Here is a 15,792-nt window from a genome sequence, read left to right as displayed (position 1 = left end):
AGTCAATTGGAAAATTCTTTGATGGATAATATTTAAGTTGAACGGACTCCAAATGCCACAAAACTAGCTTTTCCAATCCCACACTACAACATTCCATTCCACCCCACTACTGTCTGTATAAACATGAATAACTTCAAAGCCAATGCGTTTATGCGCATTCATTGAGCGCAGGTTAATACCTGCAATTTCGGTGATTGCGAAATCATATTTTTCCTTAAAGTAATGCTTATAGGAATTGTAGCATTGATCAAATAAACCCTGCCCCCGATAGGCTTTATCTACACAAACCTGCCCGACAACGATATAATGGTAATCATCAACCGGTTTTCCATTAAAATGAATATGCTCAAAGCTTTCGTACAATTCAACCAGGCGCGGTATTTCGTGCTTTGATTGTTCGGACATCCCCAATACATAGGCAATCACCTGACCGCCGTCTTTAGCAATGATATTCTTTTCATGCAAATGCATTTTCTTCAGGTCATCCCATGTATGCGAAACCGTTACAAAACCCTCCGCTATAATTTCATCAGGAGATAAATCCGTTTTCAGGTTTCTCTTTTGAAGTGCAAGAATCCCTTCGAGATCTTGATTGGTTTCAGATGTGGTTATTTCAATCATTGGATCATGCAATTAATAGCTTTCGAATATAAGCAATCTGTTTTGTTCCTCTGTTTTCTTCCTTATCTTTGCCACATGCTTTTATATAATGTTACGCTAATTTTAGAAGAATCTGCTGCAGCAGAATGGTTACAATGGATGCAGGAAACTCATATTCCAGCGGTAATGGCTACCGGCATGTTTGTTTCCAACCGTTTATTAAAAGTGTTGGATTCGCCAAATGAAGGTGTTACCTATTGCACACAATATGTTGCGGAGAATCAGGAAAACTACAATCAATATCAACAGGCCTATGCGCCAGCTTTACAGGCAGACCTGAATGAAAAGTTCAAAAATCGTTTTGTTGCTTATAGAACATTAATGGAGTTTGTTGGCTAAGCCAATGAGTGAGTGAATCAATTTTGAATGACTAACTGAGTGAATGAATTTTGAATGAATAACTGAATGAATGAATCTTCGGGTTTTTTTCTCATTCTCTCATTCAAAATTCTCTCATTCAAAATTGACTTTCTCATTCAAACTGCTCCCAATCAAACCCTTACTTTAACTTTTCGTTATTCTTGTGCCGGTCTGCATCGCGGATGCTTTTCTTTTCCAGGTTTTTGTGAAGTGCTTCTGTTAAATTGATGCCGGTTTGGTTGGCCAGGCAAATCAGCACAAAGAGTACATCGGCCATTTCATCTGCCAGGTTTACAGATTCATCACTTTTTTTAAAAGATTGCTCACCATATTGACGGGCCATTATCCGGGCCACTTCCCCAACCTCTTCCATTAGAATTGCGGTGTTGGTGAGTTCATTAAAATACCTGATACCCGTGGTATTTATCCATTGGTCTACGGTTTCCTGTGCTTCGTTAATGGTCATGATTTTCTTTTATTTTTTACTGGGTTAAATTTCCTAATTTAGGCTGACATAAAACTTATCTTTCTAAAGATAAACGCTAATCATCTAAATTGAACTTATGAATATGCTCTTCAGTGAAAAACAACAAAAAGCCATCAAATCGATTTGGATTTTATGGGCAATCGTAGCTTGTCTGCAAATCAGTTGTTATTTTATAGATAGCTACGGACCAGATACCACAGCATATGATTACTTATGGAGAATACAGACCTGGTTTCTGGAGAGTTTGATCTTTGCGTGGTATTTTTATAAAAATAAGATGTTCTCGAAAGCCATCATCATTCAGCTACTATTTTCTCCATACTATATTTTTAAAAAAGACTGGCCAAGTTTTATCGATTACCATTTCAATTTTACAAATAGTGGATTAATTTACCAGGTTATTGGTGTACTTTCTTTCTTTGCACCTATACTCATCTTCGCTTATTTCTATTTTAAAGCAGAAGGAAACCTCAATACCATTTCTAAAATTAAATCATTGGTAATACAGCTGATTTTTGTTCTGATTTTCAGTGTAACCATTTCTTCCGATCCTGATTCTTTATACAATTATATCAGCAGTTTCAGCACAAGTAATCTTTATTTAAAAGATGCCATCGTTGCCCTTATTTTTGCCATAATATCCCTCAAAATGATTTCGGTTTTAATTGGCTTCTTTTATCTTTCCAATAGAATTTATTCGGTAAAGCAGGTTTTAAATCCAATAGATGAACAGCCTGTTTCCAGCAGTTTTTTTAAATATGGGTTTTTGATTACTTATCCGATTTTACTGCTCTCTATTTTAGATATGGGTGCCTCTGCACTTAAGGTTTCTTTCTCTTTTTCATCAATAGAACTTGTAACGGTGTTTTATATCACGGCAAATCTGATTGTACTTTTTATTTGCGGACGGTTTTTTGCCACATTAATTCAATATAGAAACTTCACACTCAGGCGTTATTTCGGCGTAGTGAACACATTATCCATTTTACCTGTAATTAACCTGGCTCCATTTTTCGCCTTACTTTTCTTTAAGCAAAAACCGGAAACAACCGGCACCTATATCGATAAATTAAAACAGAATAGAAATGTACATCTCTCGATTTATTGTGCTTTACTTATTCTATATTATACCTATCATTATGTTTCGGTAAAAGCCGATTACAGAACCTTCGAGCCCATTTATAAATTAGTGGTATTTAGCATATCGGCTATTTTACTGGCAAAATTCAAATGGAGCACCAAGGTAATTCCGTTTTTAGCCGTGATGAGTTTGTACTATGCTGATTTTAAAGACTTTTTCGACTTTGCTGATGGCTTGTGGCCTTTCATTCAGAAAAAATTAATCTCATTTGTCTGGATAGGAACCTTGGCGATGTTTATCACCTACTACATTATAGATTACATCATTCATAAGTGCTTTTACACACCTTACTTTGAAGATCAAAACCGTGATGAGTTTGAAGCCTACATCAATAAGTTCTGATTGGTTTACGATTTACGCAAGATTATAGCCAGTTTATTTCCGAAGAGGCTGCTATTATTGGAACGGTCTATGCGTTTGAAATCAAAAGTATATTTTCCTTCAGCAGGTGCGGTAAATTTTTTACTCTCTGTTTCATACTCATGCACCGTGTAATAAACAGTACTATCGCCTGAAGAACTGCTTTCTGTGTAAGATTCCTTCGTTTTTTTTGAATTGATGATGTGATCTTCTGCATTCACATTTAAGCTATCAAGAAGAATGGATTGTCCGTTGGTTTCGACATTAAACTTTACAGCAAATACACCAGCTTCATCTTTACTGCTTTTGGAAACCTTCGTCCAGATGGTAATTACATCACCTTTTTTTAAACTCACGTTTTCTGCAGATATGATCTCGCCGCTTGCCAATTCTAAAACCGTTAATTCTTTCCCAACAGGATTACAAGAACTAAGACCTAAAATAAATAAAACTGGAAATAAATAGTGTTTAGACATGTCAGAGGGGGGCGTTATGGGTGAGCAGTTATTTGTAAGGTATTATGTTTACTGAAATAGCTGAACATTTTTACAAAAAAATCAGCATTGGATGGTGTCAGTTCTTGATCTGTTTTGAGGATAAAAGTTCTTCCCTTATAAATAACCGGACAAAAAACAGTTGCAAAAGTATGGGCTGCATAGCCATCTCTCATTTTTGCAGTACTTGTAACCACATAGCAGCCGGAATCTTCCTTTAATTGATATGAATATTGGTTACTTATATTTAAAATAATTCCTCGTGAACCATAATCCGATTCAACAACCTGATTGCTTCTGATCTGATTGATGCTTTTATTAAAATCGCTTAAGGTTTCTGGTGATGGGCTAAACAACTCTACGAAAGTATAGTTACCGGGTGTTCGCGGAGAGACCTGATCATTTGTGTCGAGAAAATATTTGAGTTCTTTCTCTATTTTCATGAACATATTATTTACCCAGTTTATTTTTAAAGCAGGCATATTCTGAACATAATCATTCCACGACTCAAATTTAACGACCAGATAATTGGTTGCCATTAAATTTTTTGCATGTTTTAAAAGATGTACCGAAAGTTCCAGTTTTTGCTTTTTAGGGTATTTCTGGGTCCAGCTGATTTCAGCACTATAAACTAAAAAGCATTTTTTCACTGCATCATATTGGAGATTACAGGTGAAGAACGTTTCACCCTGACTATAAATAACGCTATTATCATCTTCGTAATAAACGGCATCTATTCTTTCACCGCCGGCCTTTAAATCAGCTACAGAAAACTGTTTCGAATCATTTGAAGGAATGATATAAATATGCTCCGAATGAAGCTTTTCATTACTGGTAAAAAAATCAGCTAAATTTACGCTTAGAGAATTGGTGTCGATTTTCGCAAGATCTATATCCCCTAATAAAACTTCTCCGGGTGCAACTTTTTCCACTTCAAAATCACAATTTTCGGGGATATTCAGTGAATAAGTTTTGTTGATTAAAACTGTTTTTAAGGGCAGTTTTAATTTCATAATTCTTTGATATTCTGTTTTGGAAACCTGTTCCATATCATCAATGCCAGAATCCTCTTCACGATCCGTTTTTACTGTCCGTTTGCAACCATAAAAACATACGGCTGATAATATGATAAAGACCAGGAATTTTTTAATATAGAAATGGGAGCGCATATTCATCATAAGTTTTTTGAAGATAATCAAATATAGAATAAACCTGTTAATTACACTTATTCTATGATCAACTGTTTCTTGTACGCTTCAAAATTTTATTGTTGTTCTTCTATTATTTCTGCCTCAATGATTGGGTTGATGTTAATTTTGGCACCTTCCAGTAAGAAAACACTTGCACCAAATTCTCTTGAAGATGGATTTTTTACTTCGCCAATTTTGGTAATCTTCGCAAAAATGGGTTGCTCCTTCTTCCTTTGTGGATCTTCATCATAAGTACCCTGAATTAAAATTAAATCTTTAGCCGGCTTCTTCAACTTGAACCAATGCAAATAATCATCACTATAGGCAACAGCTCCGATATTGGGATATTTAGAATAATAATTGATTGCAGCTGCCTGCCCATAGTTATCTGCGCGTACGAGTACCGTGCTTTTATCTTTAACCTGGCTGTATGCCATATCCGCTAAATGTGCAATTTCCTTCCAACCCAGCATATCAGCATAATCCTGCGGAAGCTGATGATTTTTTCCATCTTCCCATCGCAATGCTCCTACGCTTTCAAACCGCTTATGGCTTTTGATAATTTGAGCAGGCGAATACACCGGCATAAGCAAAGGAAGTACATATACAAATGATACCATTGTAAAAGCTATAACTGCACCCTTTACCAAATATCGCTTTGATAAAATTTGCCCGAAATATACTGCACCAAAACAGAGCAGTACCGGATAAAGCCCTAAAGTATAATAATCCTTTCCTTTGAAATAGATAAACACCAGCATGGTGAAAAGATAAGTTAAAATTACCCAACGGTATTTTAAGAAGGTCTTATGCCAGATCAAAACAGAAACCCCGGACAGAAGGAAAAAGAAGGAATTGATGAAGAACAAAAACTGGCTCATCAAAAAATTTTTTAAAGAAACATTTACCAGCTGATATTTCTGCAACAGTTTCATATGGTGTAATACCGGGAAGCCACGGTTGATTTGCCAGATGATATTTGGAAGTGCAATGAATACCCCCACTAAAACCGCAAAATAAAAATGTTTCTGCGTAAATATTTTTCGCTGCCTGCCAATTAAGATAGCGGGGAATAAGCCAATAACCAGGAACAGGATATTGTATTTATTCAAAAAGCCGATAGCAATGGTGATGGCGAAAAAATACAGGTATTTGGGTTGTTCGCCATCAAAATAGCAGATCAGATAATAGAAAGCAGCTGTCCACGCTAAAACATCAAAGGAGTTTGGTTGATATAAGGTATTCAATCTTAAAAAGATTGAGCAGATCATGGCAATACAAACTAAACATTTTGACAACAAGTTACCGTTGATGGCCTCAACGATTTTCCAGCAAAAAACCAGTGTTAATGCGCCTAAAAAGGCAGGTACAAAACGTATCAGGTAAAAGCCGCCCCCTAGTAATTTAATCAACAATGAAAAAAATGATATCAATGGAGGTACGGAAGTAAATCCAAAGGCGGGGTGATTGGCCTGATCGAGGTACAAGAATTCATCCCGGTGTAATTCGTAAACTGAATTCACCAATACAAAAGATAAAACTAATTTTAAAATTAGAAAAAAAGCAAGACAACTATATTCTTTTATCCGGTTCTGATATTGAGCCTCCATATTTATTTAACCGCATTGATGTATTGAAATATATTATCGTCTTTGACAGCCAATTGCTTAAATAGTTACGGTTCTAAAGTTTAATTTTTATTTATTCTTTATTCTTAGTATCAATCAAAATAGTAGTGGGTCCATCATTTACTAAAGCAATTTTCATGTCTGCGCCAAAAATTCCGGTTTCAACTTTTTTCCCAAGCAAAGCCGATAACTTTTCTATCATTTTCTCGTACAGGGGAATAGCAACATCAGGCTTCGCAGCTTTGGTAAAGCCCGGCCGGTTGCCCTTTTTCGTGGAAGCAAACAAGGTAAACTGACTAATCAACAGAATATCCCCGTTAACATCGGCCAAAGCTTTATTCATCAGGCCGTTTTCGTCACCAAAAACACGCATCCCGATAATTTTCTGGGCCAGCCATTCCAAATCTTCAGTGGTATCGGCATCTTCAATACCCAGCAGCACCAGAAATCCGCCTTTGATTTCTCCTGTAATCTTTTCTTCTACTGTACAACTTGCTTCGGTAACCCTTTGTAAAACTGCCCGCATTTTATATTACTTTTGATGGATAAATTTAGTATGCGCAAGATAAGTATTTTAGTCATTGCTACAGTTCTGCTATTCAGCTGTAAGCAAAAATCAATCGTTCACCCTACCTTCTATTTTTGGAAAACCGATTACCATAATACTAAATCTGAGACCCAATATCTTGATCAGTTCAAATCGAAAGCCCTATATGTCCGGATCATGGATGTGGATGTTGACCCCGATCTTCAGCAGGCCGTTCCGGTATCTCCAATAAAATTTTCTGAGCCATTGCCACCTCAAGTGGAGATTATTCCAGTGGTTTTTCTGGTTAACCGGCTATTTTATGAAACCGATTCTAACAAGACCAAAATGCTCGCCAACCGGATCGCGAATTTTGTGGACGCAAAAGTAAAGCAAGCGGGAAAGCAGCGTTTTACGGAACTTCAAATCGATTGCGACTGGACCAAAGCCACCCGTGAGCAGTATTTTAAATTTCTTAGCCAATTGAAAAATCAGCCCTTACTAAAAGGAAAAAGTATTTCAGTTACCCTCCGGCTACATCAGGTAAAAAACATATTAACCAGCGGAATACCACCGGTAGAAAAGGCCATGCTGATGTGTTATAACATGGGCAATCTGAGGCAGTATGGCGATCAGAATTCTATCCTCAATCAACATGAAATGGATATTTACCTCAAAGATGTGCTTGAGAACTACCCACTGAAACTGGATGTGGCACTACCACTTTTTGAGTGGGCAGTGGTCTTTAGAAATAAGGGATACGCCGGGATTTCGAAAAGGATTAATCAAAGCCAATTGCAAAACAAAAAACTATTCAGACAGCGGGGAGATTCTATTTTATATGACCTCTTATCAGACTATCCTGCAGCCGGATTAAAGCAAGGGGATATAGTAAGATGGGAGGAAGTTTCAGCAAAAGATTTACTTGCCACATCCACTTTTTTATCCCGATATTTGAAACCAGACGAACGAAATCTCGTTTTTTACCATCTTGACGCCGATCTTTTAAAACATTATGCACATGAAGACCTTCAAAAAGTTATCGCTAATTTCTAGTGTTTTCCTGATTACATTTTTTGGCGAAATCGCAGTGAACCTAGCCTGTGGTGGAGAAGTAGATCCTTACGATTACTATATTTCATATTTCCATAACAATGTGCAGGGAGATGATTACATACCCTTTGCATTCAACCAAATGGCCTACTTAAACAGCGAAGAAGATGTGCTGAGTGAATCGGAAATTAACAGCAAAGAATGGGGAAAATATTTGGAGGTAAACCCGCAGGATGTACATAAAGTGATGTACCAGATAGATAGTGCCACCAATGTTAAACTGAAAAATTTTGATGAACAGGTTTCATCCTTACCGGATAGCTTACAGAAAAACACTTTTATCCAGGCTTTAGGGAAAAATAAAAATGCACGGAAGTACTTTACCTTCGCCAAAAGTACTGAACCTTTTGCCAATGTTAATTTTGATCTATGGGATCCTAAACCAAGGGATACCACCGCAATGGCTGACCTAGCCACAGCAGCATTGAAATTAACAGCATCAGAAAAAGACAGCTTTTTAAAACTCCGTTACGCTTATCAGGCCGAAAGAATGTTTCACTATGCCGGCTTACATGCCGAAAGCAAAAATGTTTATGATCAATTTATAAAAACGAATAAAACCACCAGTGCTGTTAAGGGATGGGCACTGGCACTCTATGCCGGATCAACCAGAAGGCTGGGCAATCCGGAAGAGTCTGCTTTCTTATTTTCGAAGGTGTTTACCACTAATCCTGAGCGTAGAATCCAGGCTTATAAAAATTATTATTACAATAGTTCTCCGGTAAATGGCGCTTTAAAATATGCCAAAACAAACGATGAAAAGGCCAGTATCTGGGCCATCAATGGTTTTGGAAATCCAGATTTTAATATCGAAAGCTTAACCAGGGTTTATCAATATGAACCGAAAAGTGAGTTAAATGGTGCCCTTTTAGTACGTGAGGTAAATAAGCTGGAACAGGCTTTAATTAAAGACAGCGATCTGGCTAAAATCTCCTACCAATATTATTTTTATGATAGTGATAACTCAAAATCCAGAGACAGCATTAAAACCCTGAACTTAAAGCAACTTCACCTGGTTAAAGATTTCGCCTTAAAACTGGCTGAAGAAAATAAATATCCACAACCAGAACTTGGTACTTTAACAGCCGCCTACTTATCCTGGATGGAAAATAAAGATCTCGAAGCCTCAGGTTACATGGCAAAGCTGGATGCTGATAAACTGCCGGAAAGATTGAAAGATCAATACCGGATTACGGATTTACTGATTAAAGCTAAAAACATTAAAAAGGGCAATCCATTTAATGAAAATGATTTGTTGCCCTCTTTAAAATGGCTGGATGAAAAACGATTTGCGGAGAATAAAACGGAGAAAAACGGACCATATGTCGCCTGGGCAGATCAGGATAAACGCTTTACCAGAACCACCAGAAATTTTTATCAGCAAATTCTGGCTCCGGCTTATTTGAAAATGGGCGATACCGCTAAAGCAGCTTTGGCCATGGTTAAGGGAGACCTCTCCTTCAGCCAAATGAAAAACAATTCACTGTTCGATAATATAAGTTATGCAAGCACTTCATTCTGGCGACAATATTTGAGTCCGGAGAGTATGCAGGGCATTGCAAACTATAAAACGAAAGCAAATGGAAATGACGTTACTGCTTTACTGGCGAAGGCCATAAACAGACTGAGTAAGGATGAATTTTATGAGCTTTGGGGCACTACTTATCTAAGAACGCATCAATATGATAAAGCGGTTCAAATGTTTGCGAAATTATCCCCTAACTATAACTATTCCAGTCCAACCAACTGGTATGCCGATGATGCAAATGGGAAGCTCTATTCGAATCCATTTATCCAAACCCTTAACGATTATCCAAAAAAATATGTGGTTGCAAAAGCTTCCGTTACAAAAAAAGCATTCGCAGCAGAAATGCTCCGGTTACAAAAATTAACCATCAGCGACAAAAAGAACGCGGCGCTTTACTTTTATAAAATGGCAAACGCAGTTTATCAAACGGGTTATTTTGGCAACAGCTGGTTTTTGATCAGTTATGACTGGTCATCTTATGATCATGCCAGTGCTGCAAAATTTGATTATGATATAGATTATAAAAAAGCACAAACGGCGAAAGCCTGGTATTTAAAAGCCAGAACTTTGAGCACAAATGCAGACTTCCGGGCGAAATGTACTTTCATGCTGGCCAAGTGTGCACAAAAGCAAATGATCTTAAATGCTAAATTAAACTCTTTCAGCTATTGGGACAAAAAAGATGTGAAATACAAAAACTTCATCAACGCCAATTATAACAATCCTTATTTTAAAGAAATGAAGTTGAAATACAGTAAAACACCATTTTATCAGGTTGCCGCCGGAGCGTGTAGTTATCTTGGAGATTTTATAGCGAAAAAGTAGCGCAAGAGCTGGAAGGAGCAAAGAATAAAGAGCAAGGAGTAAAAATCAAGAAAGCTAAAATCCAGCTAATAACGAGGGAAAAAACGATCAACCTGAAACCCTGAACCTTCTCCCCTGCTACCACCTGATCAATGCACTTGCCCAGGTAAAACCAGAGCCGAATGCAGCCAGACAAACCAGGTCGCCATCTTTTATTTTCCCGGCTTCCCAGGCTTCACAAAGCGCAATGGGCACAGAGGCTGCTGTGGTGTTCCCGTATTTCTGAATATTGTTAAAAACCTGATCATCACTTAGGCCAAGCAGTTGTTGTACATACTGGCTGATGCGTAAATTAGCCTGATGCGGCACGAGCATATCGATATCTTTTTCACTTAAATTATTTGCAGCCAGTGCTTCTTTAATCACTTCAGGGAATTTAACGACTGCCTTTTTAAAAACCGACGGACCATCCATATAAGGTAAGGCTGCACCACTATCTAAAATTTCTTTTGTCATGAACAACCCACCTAATTCCTGATCAGGAAAAGCTGGTTTATCCTTCATCCATTTATTGGCATGAGAACCTGGATAATGCATCGCCAGGATCTCTGCATCAGCGCCATCACTATGTAGGTGCGTACTCAAAATACCTTTTCCAGACTCATCTGTGGGCTGCAATACGACTGCACCTGCCCCATCACCAAAAATTACCGATACATTCCGGCTCCTGGTTTCGAAATCCATGGCAAAAGAATGTTTCTCGCTCCCCACTACCAGAATATTTTTATACATGCCGGTTTTAATAAACTGATCGGCAACAGAAAGTGCATAAACGAAACCTGAACACTGGTTACGAATATCCAAAGCACCAATTTCCCCCATGCCCATTTCCCGCTGTAATAATACTCCACAACCAGGAAAATAATAATCTGGACTGAGCGTAGCAAAAATGATAAAGTCAACATCCTGTACGGTGATGCCGGCACGTTCGATGGCAATTTTCGCAGCCTCGATTCCCATGGTCGTGGTAGTTTCTTCGTAACGATCAGCAAAACGACGTTCCTGGATTCCGGTACGCTCCTGAATCCATTCGTCATTGGTGTCCATAAAACGGCTTAAATCAGTATTGGTATAAACATTTTTAGGAACGTAGTAACCAATACCGCCTATTTTAGATTGATGCATGTTATTATTCATAATTTGGTTAGGTAAAGTTAGTTATTTTATAAAGATAGCGCGGCGTACTTCTAGTGGATAAGCAGCTAAATGTCTAACATCTCAAATCTAATCTCTCAAATCTTCCAATTATTGTTTATTTTTGCCTCATGTCTACAGAAACCAAAGAAGAGACCTTTACGCTCGAAGAAATTTTAACTTCCCTAAAAACTGTACATCGCCTTATTTTGTGGAATGATGACATCAATACTTTCGATCATGTGATCTATTGCATGATGAAGTACCTGGATTATAACGAATCTCAATCTGAAAAAATTGCCTGGAAAGTACATAATGATGGCAAATGCCCTGTCTTAGAAGGTTCTTTTACAGAAATGGAAGTTTACCGGAAAATTTTGCAACAAGAGGGATTGACCGTTTCAGTGGACTAGATGCCAGCTTCAATCGATAAATCTTTAGACTGTAGTTGAGGTGTCGTCATTGGGAGGAGTAACAAAGAAGCAATCTTTTCACTCAGGATCAAGATTGCTTCAGCCAATCAAAAATCGGCTTCGCAATGACGATTTCCGGGAAAGAAATGCTACCGAACGTACTATTATAGCAAGCCTTTCAATAGCCCAGTCAACTCTGCCTGAGTAGTTTGGGTTTTATCTTTAGTATACCAGCCATGCAGTTTTTCGGCCAGGATTGGCATCTCAGTTGTTTCCCTTTTCCATTCTTTTAAAAGTTCCTGCAAAACCTGTGGCCTGGGTGCCCAAGTGGCTAAAACCTGATCGGCTGATTCATTCAGCACAATTAAAACTGGAATTGCCCTGCCACCATTCGTCAAATGTGCATCAATTAATGGCAGATTTTGATCTCGCAGTACAAATTTCAAATCAATTTTACCTAAAGATGCAGTCGCGATTTTATTAAACACCGGAACAATCTGCGCAGCATCACCACACCAGCCTTCCGTAATGACTAAGAACTTACGATTACCCGCTAATTGATCAATAGCAGTGGTTAAATCATCAGTCAAACTAATGGTCTTATCTACCCGATTCATGCGCTGCACGTTCATTTTAGTGTAGTGCAAATCGTAAGTTACATCGCCAGTAGCTTTTCCTTCTAACAGCAGTTGATCTATCAGGGCACGATAGGTTAAATAATCCATCCCTTGTTCATTGAATATTCCGCTATAATTCACCATAGTGTTTTAAGATATACCGCAAATAAAAGCAGAAATTAAATCAAAATAATCATGGCTTTGCAAGAAATCGCTTCGCTAATGATTACAGAGATTTTTAGATTACACAGCTATTTTTACTGGCTAAAAACAGCTACGATTTACTGCGCTTCATTAATTATAGCTGTATTTTGAGTAAAATAAATTGAATAGAATCTATTGAGAAAGAAAGCTTACAAACTTGATTATATTTAAGCTTCCATTAGTTTGCTGAGGTGCTGCGTTAGCGTCACAAAGTCTTCAACAGTTAATTGCTCGGCACGTTTCTCAAAATAAAAATGATCATCCATTTTGTCTTTCGGCATTACAGCAGACACCGCATTACGCAATGTTTTTCTGCGTTGATTAAAGCCTGCTTTAACTACACGCCAGAACAGTTTTTCATCGCAATCCAGCGTTTCTACTTCGTTTCTGATTAAACGAATAACGGCAGAATGTACCTTTGGTGGCGGATTAAAAGTTCCGGGCTTTACGGTAAATAGGTATTCAATTTTATAATACGCCTGAAGAAAAACACTTAAAATTCCATAGTCCTTAGTGCCTGCTGGCGAAGCACAACGTTGCGCCACCTCTCTTTGAAACATCCCCACCATCTCCACAACCTTCTGGCGGTTATCTAAAATTTTAAATAGAATCTGAGAGGAAATATTATAGGGAAAGTTACCAATAATGGCAAAAGGACCTGGAAAAATGGTGTCGAAATCCAATTTTAAAAAGTCGCCGTTAATTAACCGGTCACCCAGCTGCGGGTATTTTTCATTCAGAAAATGATAAGATTCTGTATCAATATCAATCAGGTAAATTTGTAAATCTTCACGCTGCAGCAAAAAATCAGAAAGAATGCCCATTCCGGGGCCAACCTCTAAAACCTGATGATACTGATCGGTATTCACCAGACTTTCAACAATGCGGTTGGCAATGCCTTTATCGGTTAAAAAATGCTGACCTAAATGTTTTTTCGCTTTTACTAAACTCATATCTCAAATTTTTGCCGAATATTTAACCGCAAAGAGCACAAAGATAGACTTATTATTGCTTTGCGAATAACTTAGTATTCTTTGCCCTTTCATTTTTTTTAAAGTCTTTAAACGAAAATCAGTATTTTGCGCTAAAATTTTCCAATAATTATGAGCGATAAACTTAAAATAGGTATTAGTATAGGCGACGTGAACGGTATTGGTTTAGAGGTAATTATCAAAACGTTATCCAACCCGGCTATTTTAAATTATTGTATTCCAATTGTTTACGGACACACAAAGGTCTCCTCTTTTCACAGAAAGGCAAATAATCTAGGTGATTTCAGTTTTAATGTGATCAATCACGCCAGCCAGGCACAGGTAAAAAAAGCAAACATGATCAATTGCTGGGAGGAAGATGTAAAAATCGAACTCGGGCAGGTTACTGCTACAGGTGGAAAATATGCGCTTTTATCACTCGAAAAAGCTACAGCAGATTTAGTGAACGGCGACATTGACGCGTTAGTTACCGCGCCAATCAATAAGCACAATATCCAGTCTGAAACCTTCGCTTTCCCTGGTCACACGGAATATTTACAGGAAAAAAGTGCCAGTAAAGATGTGCTGATGTTCCTAATCAGTGAAAATTTACGTGTAGGTGTCGTTACCGGGCATATCCCGGTAAAAGATGTTCCAACTGCTATTACAAAAGATAAAATTTTAAGTAAACTGAAGCTGATTAACGAAAGCTTAAAAAAGGATTTCTGGATTGAGAAACCGAAAATTGCGGTACTAGGTTTAAATCCGCATGCCAGCGATAATGGCCTGCTTGGCGCGGAAGAGGCTGAAATTATTACGCCCGCCATTCAGGAAGCATATGATAAAGGCCTGATGGTTTTTGGCCCATACCCTGCCGATGGTTTTTTTGGAAATGGCAGTTACAAAAAATTTGATGCTGTTTTAGCCATGTACCACGATCAGGGCTTAATTCCGTTTAAAACTTTAGCCTTCCATAATGGTGTTAACTTCACTGCCGGATTAAACTTTGTCCGTACTTCTCCAGATCATGGAACAGGCTACGACATCGCCGGAAAAGACCTTGCAGATGCTACTTCATTTACAGAAGCATTATTTTCGGCCATCCACATTGTGAAAAACCGCAGAGAACAAGAGGAAATGCTAAGCGGCCAGTTGCGTTCGGGTGGGAAGGTCGTTGAAACGCAGTTTGATATTAAAGACGATGCTTCATAAGCAAACCTTTCAGGCTTTAGAAACACTATAGGTTTAATCAAAAGAAGAAAACCATGTCAAAATTACCTCCAATTATACATCCAGCTGCTTTAGCCTCGCTTAAGGCTAACAATGATATTATCATTATTGATGCCAGTGCAGGTTCAAAAGCACGATACTTGGAACAACATTTGGCGGGTGCGCTTTTTGCAGATGTAAACGAAGATTTGGCGAACATCGGTGACTTCGCTAAAGGTGGCCGTCATCCATTACCTGATGTTAAACAATTTGCTCAGGTGTTGCAAAAATTTGGCATCAGCAAGAATAGTCATGTTATTGTTTATGACGATAAGAATGGTGGCAATGCAGCTGCCAGGCTCTGGTGGATGCTCCGCGCAATCGGCCATGAAAAAGTTCAGGTGATAGATGGTGGATTTCAGGCAGCGGTAAAGGCTGGTTTTCCAACAACAAATAAGGTAGAAACCCCAAGGACTGCTGATGCGTACGAAGCGGATGCCTGGACTCTCCCCTTATCAGATATGGCCGAAGTGGAAGCAGTGGTAAAAACAGCCGGGCACCTGGTTATTGATGTACGTGATGCTAACCGTTATGCAGGCTTAACAGAACCCATTGATACCCTTGCAGGGCATATTCCGGGTGCGGTAAATATTCCTTTTACTGAGAATTTAGATGCTGAAGGATTTTTCCTTCCACCTGAAAAACTTAAAGCTAAATACAGTAAAGCCCTGGCTAACATTAAATCTGAAAATGTGATTGTACACTGTGGCTCCGGTATCACCGCCTGCCATACACTACTTGCTTTGGATTATGCCGGATTACCAATGGCTAAGCTTTATGTGGGATCATGGAGTGAGTGGAGCAGAAATAATAAGGAAATGGTTTTTAAATAG

Annotated in this window: 16 protein-coding genes; 7 read left to right on the top strand and 9 right to left on the bottom strand. The window is 38.2% G+C overall.

Going from position 1 to position 15,792, the window contains the following annotated elements; translation table 11 throughout:
• Positions 1-63 precede the first annotated feature (63 nt).
• Entirely contained in the window at positions 64-621 is a 558-nt protein-coding gene (locus tag OQ267_RS04265) for a GNAT family N-acetyltransferase (RefSeq protein WP_265835026.1), read from the bottom strand.
• Between the two features lie 75 nt (positions 622-696).
• Here OQ267_RS04265 and OQ267_RS04260 point away from each other — a divergent pair, with 75 nt between their 5' ends.
• A complete protein-coding gene (locus tag OQ267_RS04260; protein ID WP_265835025.1) occupies positions 697-999 on the top strand; it encodes a DUF4286 family protein in 303 nt (100 codons plus the stop codon).
• A gap of 160 nt (positions 1,000-1,159) precedes the next feature.
• Here the strand turns inward: OQ267_RS04260 and OQ267_RS04255 are convergent, their stop codons facing one another.
• Positions 1,160-1,486: a nucleotide pyrophosphohydrolase gene (locus OQ267_RS04255; RefSeq protein ID WP_265835024.1), complete on the bottom strand. Its 327-nt coding sequence runs from the start codon at positions 1,484-1,486 to the stop codon at positions 1,160-1,162.
• 97 nt (positions 1,487-1,583) lie between these two features.
• Here OQ267_RS04255 and OQ267_RS04250 point away from each other — a divergent pair, with 97 nt between their 5' ends.
• Positions 1,584-2,990 (top strand): hypothetical protein, encoded by a 1,407-nt coding sequence (locus tag OQ267_RS04250; RefSeq protein WP_265835023.1) that lies wholly within the window; start codon positions 1,584-1,586, stop codon positions 2,988-2,990.
• Between the two features lie 5 nt (positions 2,991-2,995).
• On the opposite strand, the gene OQ267_RS04245 is transcribed toward OQ267_RS04250, so the two are convergent.
• The 4 genes from OQ267_RS04245 to dtd all read right to left on the bottom strand — a co-directional run bounded on the left by OQ267_RS04245 (position 2,996) and on the right by dtd (position 6,846).
• Positions 2,996-3,484 (bottom strand): hypothetical protein, encoded by a 489-nt coding sequence (locus tag OQ267_RS04245; protein ID WP_265835022.1) that lies wholly within the window; start codon positions 3,482-3,484, stop codon positions 2,996-2,998.
• A 14-nt stretch (positions 3,485-3,498) separates the two neighbouring features.
• Complete coding sequence (locus OQ267_RS04240; RefSeq protein ID WP_265835021.1) at positions 3,499-4,680, bottom strand: hypothetical protein; 1,182 nt, start codon at positions 4,678-4,680, stop codon at positions 3,499-3,501.
• 86 nt (positions 4,681-4,766) lie between these two features.
• Positions 4,767-6,302, bottom strand: a complete 1,536-nt coding sequence (locus tag OQ267_RS04235; RefSeq protein WP_265835020.1) for a glycosyltransferase family 39 protein — start codon at positions 6,300-6,302, stop codon at positions 4,767-4,769.
• Between the two features lie 91 nt (positions 6,303-6,393).
• Entirely contained in the window at positions 6,394-6,846 is a 453-nt protein-coding gene (dtd, locus tag OQ267_RS04230; protein ID WP_088302572.1) for a D-aminoacyl-tRNA deacylase, read from the bottom strand.
• 15 nt (positions 6,847-6,861) lie between these two features.
• Here dtd and OQ267_RS04225 point away from each other — a divergent pair, with 15 nt between their 5' ends.
• Both OQ267_RS04225 and OQ267_RS04220 read left to right on the top strand, forming a co-directional pair.
• The gene (locus tag OQ267_RS04225; protein ID WP_265835019.1) at positions 6,862-7,902 is read left to right on the top strand and encodes a hypothetical protein; all 1,041 of its coding nucleotides are present in this window, start codon (positions 6,862-6,864) and stop codon (positions 7,900-7,902) included.
• Entirely contained in the window at positions 7,868-10,312 is a 2,445-nt protein-coding gene (locus OQ267_RS04220; protein ID WP_265835018.1) for a hypothetical protein, read from the top strand. Before OQ267_RS04225 ends, OQ267_RS04220 begins: the two co-directional genes overlap by 35 nt.
• A gap of 117 nt (positions 10,313-10,429) precedes the next feature.
• Here OQ267_RS04220 and OQ267_RS04215 read toward each other — a convergent pair whose 3' ends face one another.
• The gene (locus tag OQ267_RS04215) at positions 10,430-11,488 is read right to left on the bottom strand and encodes a 3-oxoacyl-ACP synthase III family protein (protein WP_265835017.1); all 1,059 of its coding nucleotides are present in this window, start codon (positions 11,486-11,488) and stop codon (positions 10,430-10,432) included.
• A 128-nt stretch (positions 11,489-11,616) separates the two neighbouring features.
• Here OQ267_RS04215 and OQ267_RS04210 point away from each other — a divergent pair, with 128 nt between their 5' ends.
• Positions 11,617-11,898 (top strand): ATP-dependent Clp protease adaptor ClpS, encoded by a 282-nt coding sequence (locus OQ267_RS04210; RefSeq protein ID WP_088302569.1) that lies wholly within the window; start codon positions 11,617-11,619, stop codon positions 11,896-11,898.
• 164 nt (positions 11,899-12,062) lie between these two features.
• Here the strand turns inward: OQ267_RS04210 and OQ267_RS04205 are convergent, their stop codons facing one another.
• Positions 12,063-12,659: a thioredoxin family protein gene (locus OQ267_RS04205; RefSeq protein ID WP_265835016.1), complete on the bottom strand. Its 597-nt coding sequence runs from the start codon at positions 12,657-12,659 to the stop codon at positions 12,063-12,065.
• A gap of 227 nt (positions 12,660-12,886) precedes the next feature.
• Positions 12,887-13,672 carry a 16S rRNA (adenine(1518)-N(6)/adenine(1519)-N(6))-dimethyltransferase RsmA gene (gene rsmA, locus OQ267_RS04200; protein WP_265835015.1) on the bottom strand — a complete coding sequence of 262 codons (786 nt, stop codon included), beginning with the start codon at positions 13,670-13,672 and terminating at the stop codon, positions 12,887-12,889.
• Positions 13,673-13,822: 150 nt separating this feature from the next.
• Here rsmA and pdxA point away from each other — a divergent pair, with 150 nt between their 5' ends.
• Together pdxA and OQ267_RS04190 are read left to right on the top strand one after the other, a co-directional pair.
• A complete protein-coding gene (gene pdxA, locus OQ267_RS04195) occupies positions 13,823-14,902 on the top strand; it encodes a 4-hydroxythreonine-4-phosphate dehydrogenase PdxA (protein WP_265835014.1) in 1,080 nt (359 codons plus the stop codon).
• A 53-nt stretch (positions 14,903-14,955) separates the two neighbouring features.
• Positions 14,956-15,792 (top strand): sulfurtransferase, encoded by an 837-nt coding sequence (locus OQ267_RS04190; RefSeq protein ID WP_265835013.1) that lies wholly within the window; start codon positions 14,956-14,958, stop codon positions 15,790-15,792.

This window comes from Pedobacter sp. MR22-3 (assembly GCF_026240075.1).
Classification (GTDB): Bacteria; Bacteroidota; Bacteroidia; order Sphingobacteriales; family Sphingobacteriaceae; genus Pedobacter.
This window is presented reverse-complemented; position numbering and strand designations above follow the sequence as displayed.

Bases quoted from the DNA above. Each gene is read 5' to 3' on its own strand.
- OQ267_RS04250 (WP_265835023.1), top strand. From the start codon at position 1,584: ATGAATATGCTCTTCAGTGAAAAACAACAAAAAGCCATCAAATCGATT.
- OQ267_RS04255 (WP_265835024.1), bottom strand. From the start codon at position 1,486: ATGACCATTAACGAAGCACAGGAAACCGTAGACCAATGGATAAATACC.
- OQ267_RS04225 (WP_265835019.1), top strand. From the start codon at position 6,862: ATGGATAAATTTAGTATGCGCAAGATAAGTATTTTAGTCATTGCTACA.
- OQ267_RS04235 (WP_265835020.1), bottom strand. From the start codon at position 6,302: ATGGAGGCTCAATATCAGAACCGGATAAAAGAATATAGTTGTCTTGCT.
- OQ267_RS04240 (WP_265835021.1), bottom strand. From the start codon at position 4,680: ATGATGAATATGCGCTCCCATTTCTATATTAAAAAATTCCTGGTCTTT.
- OQ267_RS04205 (WP_265835016.1), bottom strand. From the start codon at position 12,659: ATGGTGAATTATAGCGGAATATTCAATGAACAAGGGATGGATTATTTA.
- OQ267_RS04210 (WP_088302569.1), top strand. From the start codon at position 11,617: ATGTCTACAGAAACCAAAGAAGAGACCTTTACGCTCGAAGAAATTTTA.
- pdxA (WP_265835014.1), top strand. From the start codon at position 13,823: ATGAGCGATAAACTTAAAATAGGTATTAGTATAGGCGACGTGAACGGT.
- rsmA (WP_265835015.1), bottom strand. From the start codon at position 13,672: ATGAGTTTAGTAAAAGCGAAAAAACATTTAGGTCAGCATTTTTTAACC.
- dtd (WP_088302572.1), bottom strand. From the start codon at position 6,846: ATGCGGGCAGTTTTACAAAGGGTTACCGAAGCAAGTTGTACAGTAGAA.
- OQ267_RS04220 (WP_265835018.1), top strand. From the start codon at position 7,868: ATGAAGACCTTCAAAAAGTTATCGCTAATTTCTAGTGTTTTCCTGATT.
- OQ267_RS04190 (WP_265835013.1), top strand. From the start codon at position 14,956: ATGTCAAAATTACCTCCAATTATACATCCAGCTGCTTTAGCCTCGCTT.
- OQ267_RS04265 (WP_265835026.1), bottom strand. From the start codon at position 621: ATGATTGAAATAACCACATCTGAAACCAATCAAGATCTCGAAGGGATT.
- OQ267_RS04215 (WP_265835017.1), bottom strand. From the start codon at position 11,488: ATGAATAATAACATGCATCAATCTAAAATAGGCGGTATTGGTTACTAC.
- OQ267_RS04245 (WP_265835022.1), bottom strand. From the start codon at position 3,484: ATGTCTAAACACTATTTATTTCCAGTTTTATTTATTTTAGGTCTTAGT.
- OQ267_RS04260 (WP_265835025.1), top strand. From the start codon at position 697: ATGCTTTTATATAATGTTACGCTAATTTTAGAAGAATCTGCTGCAGCA.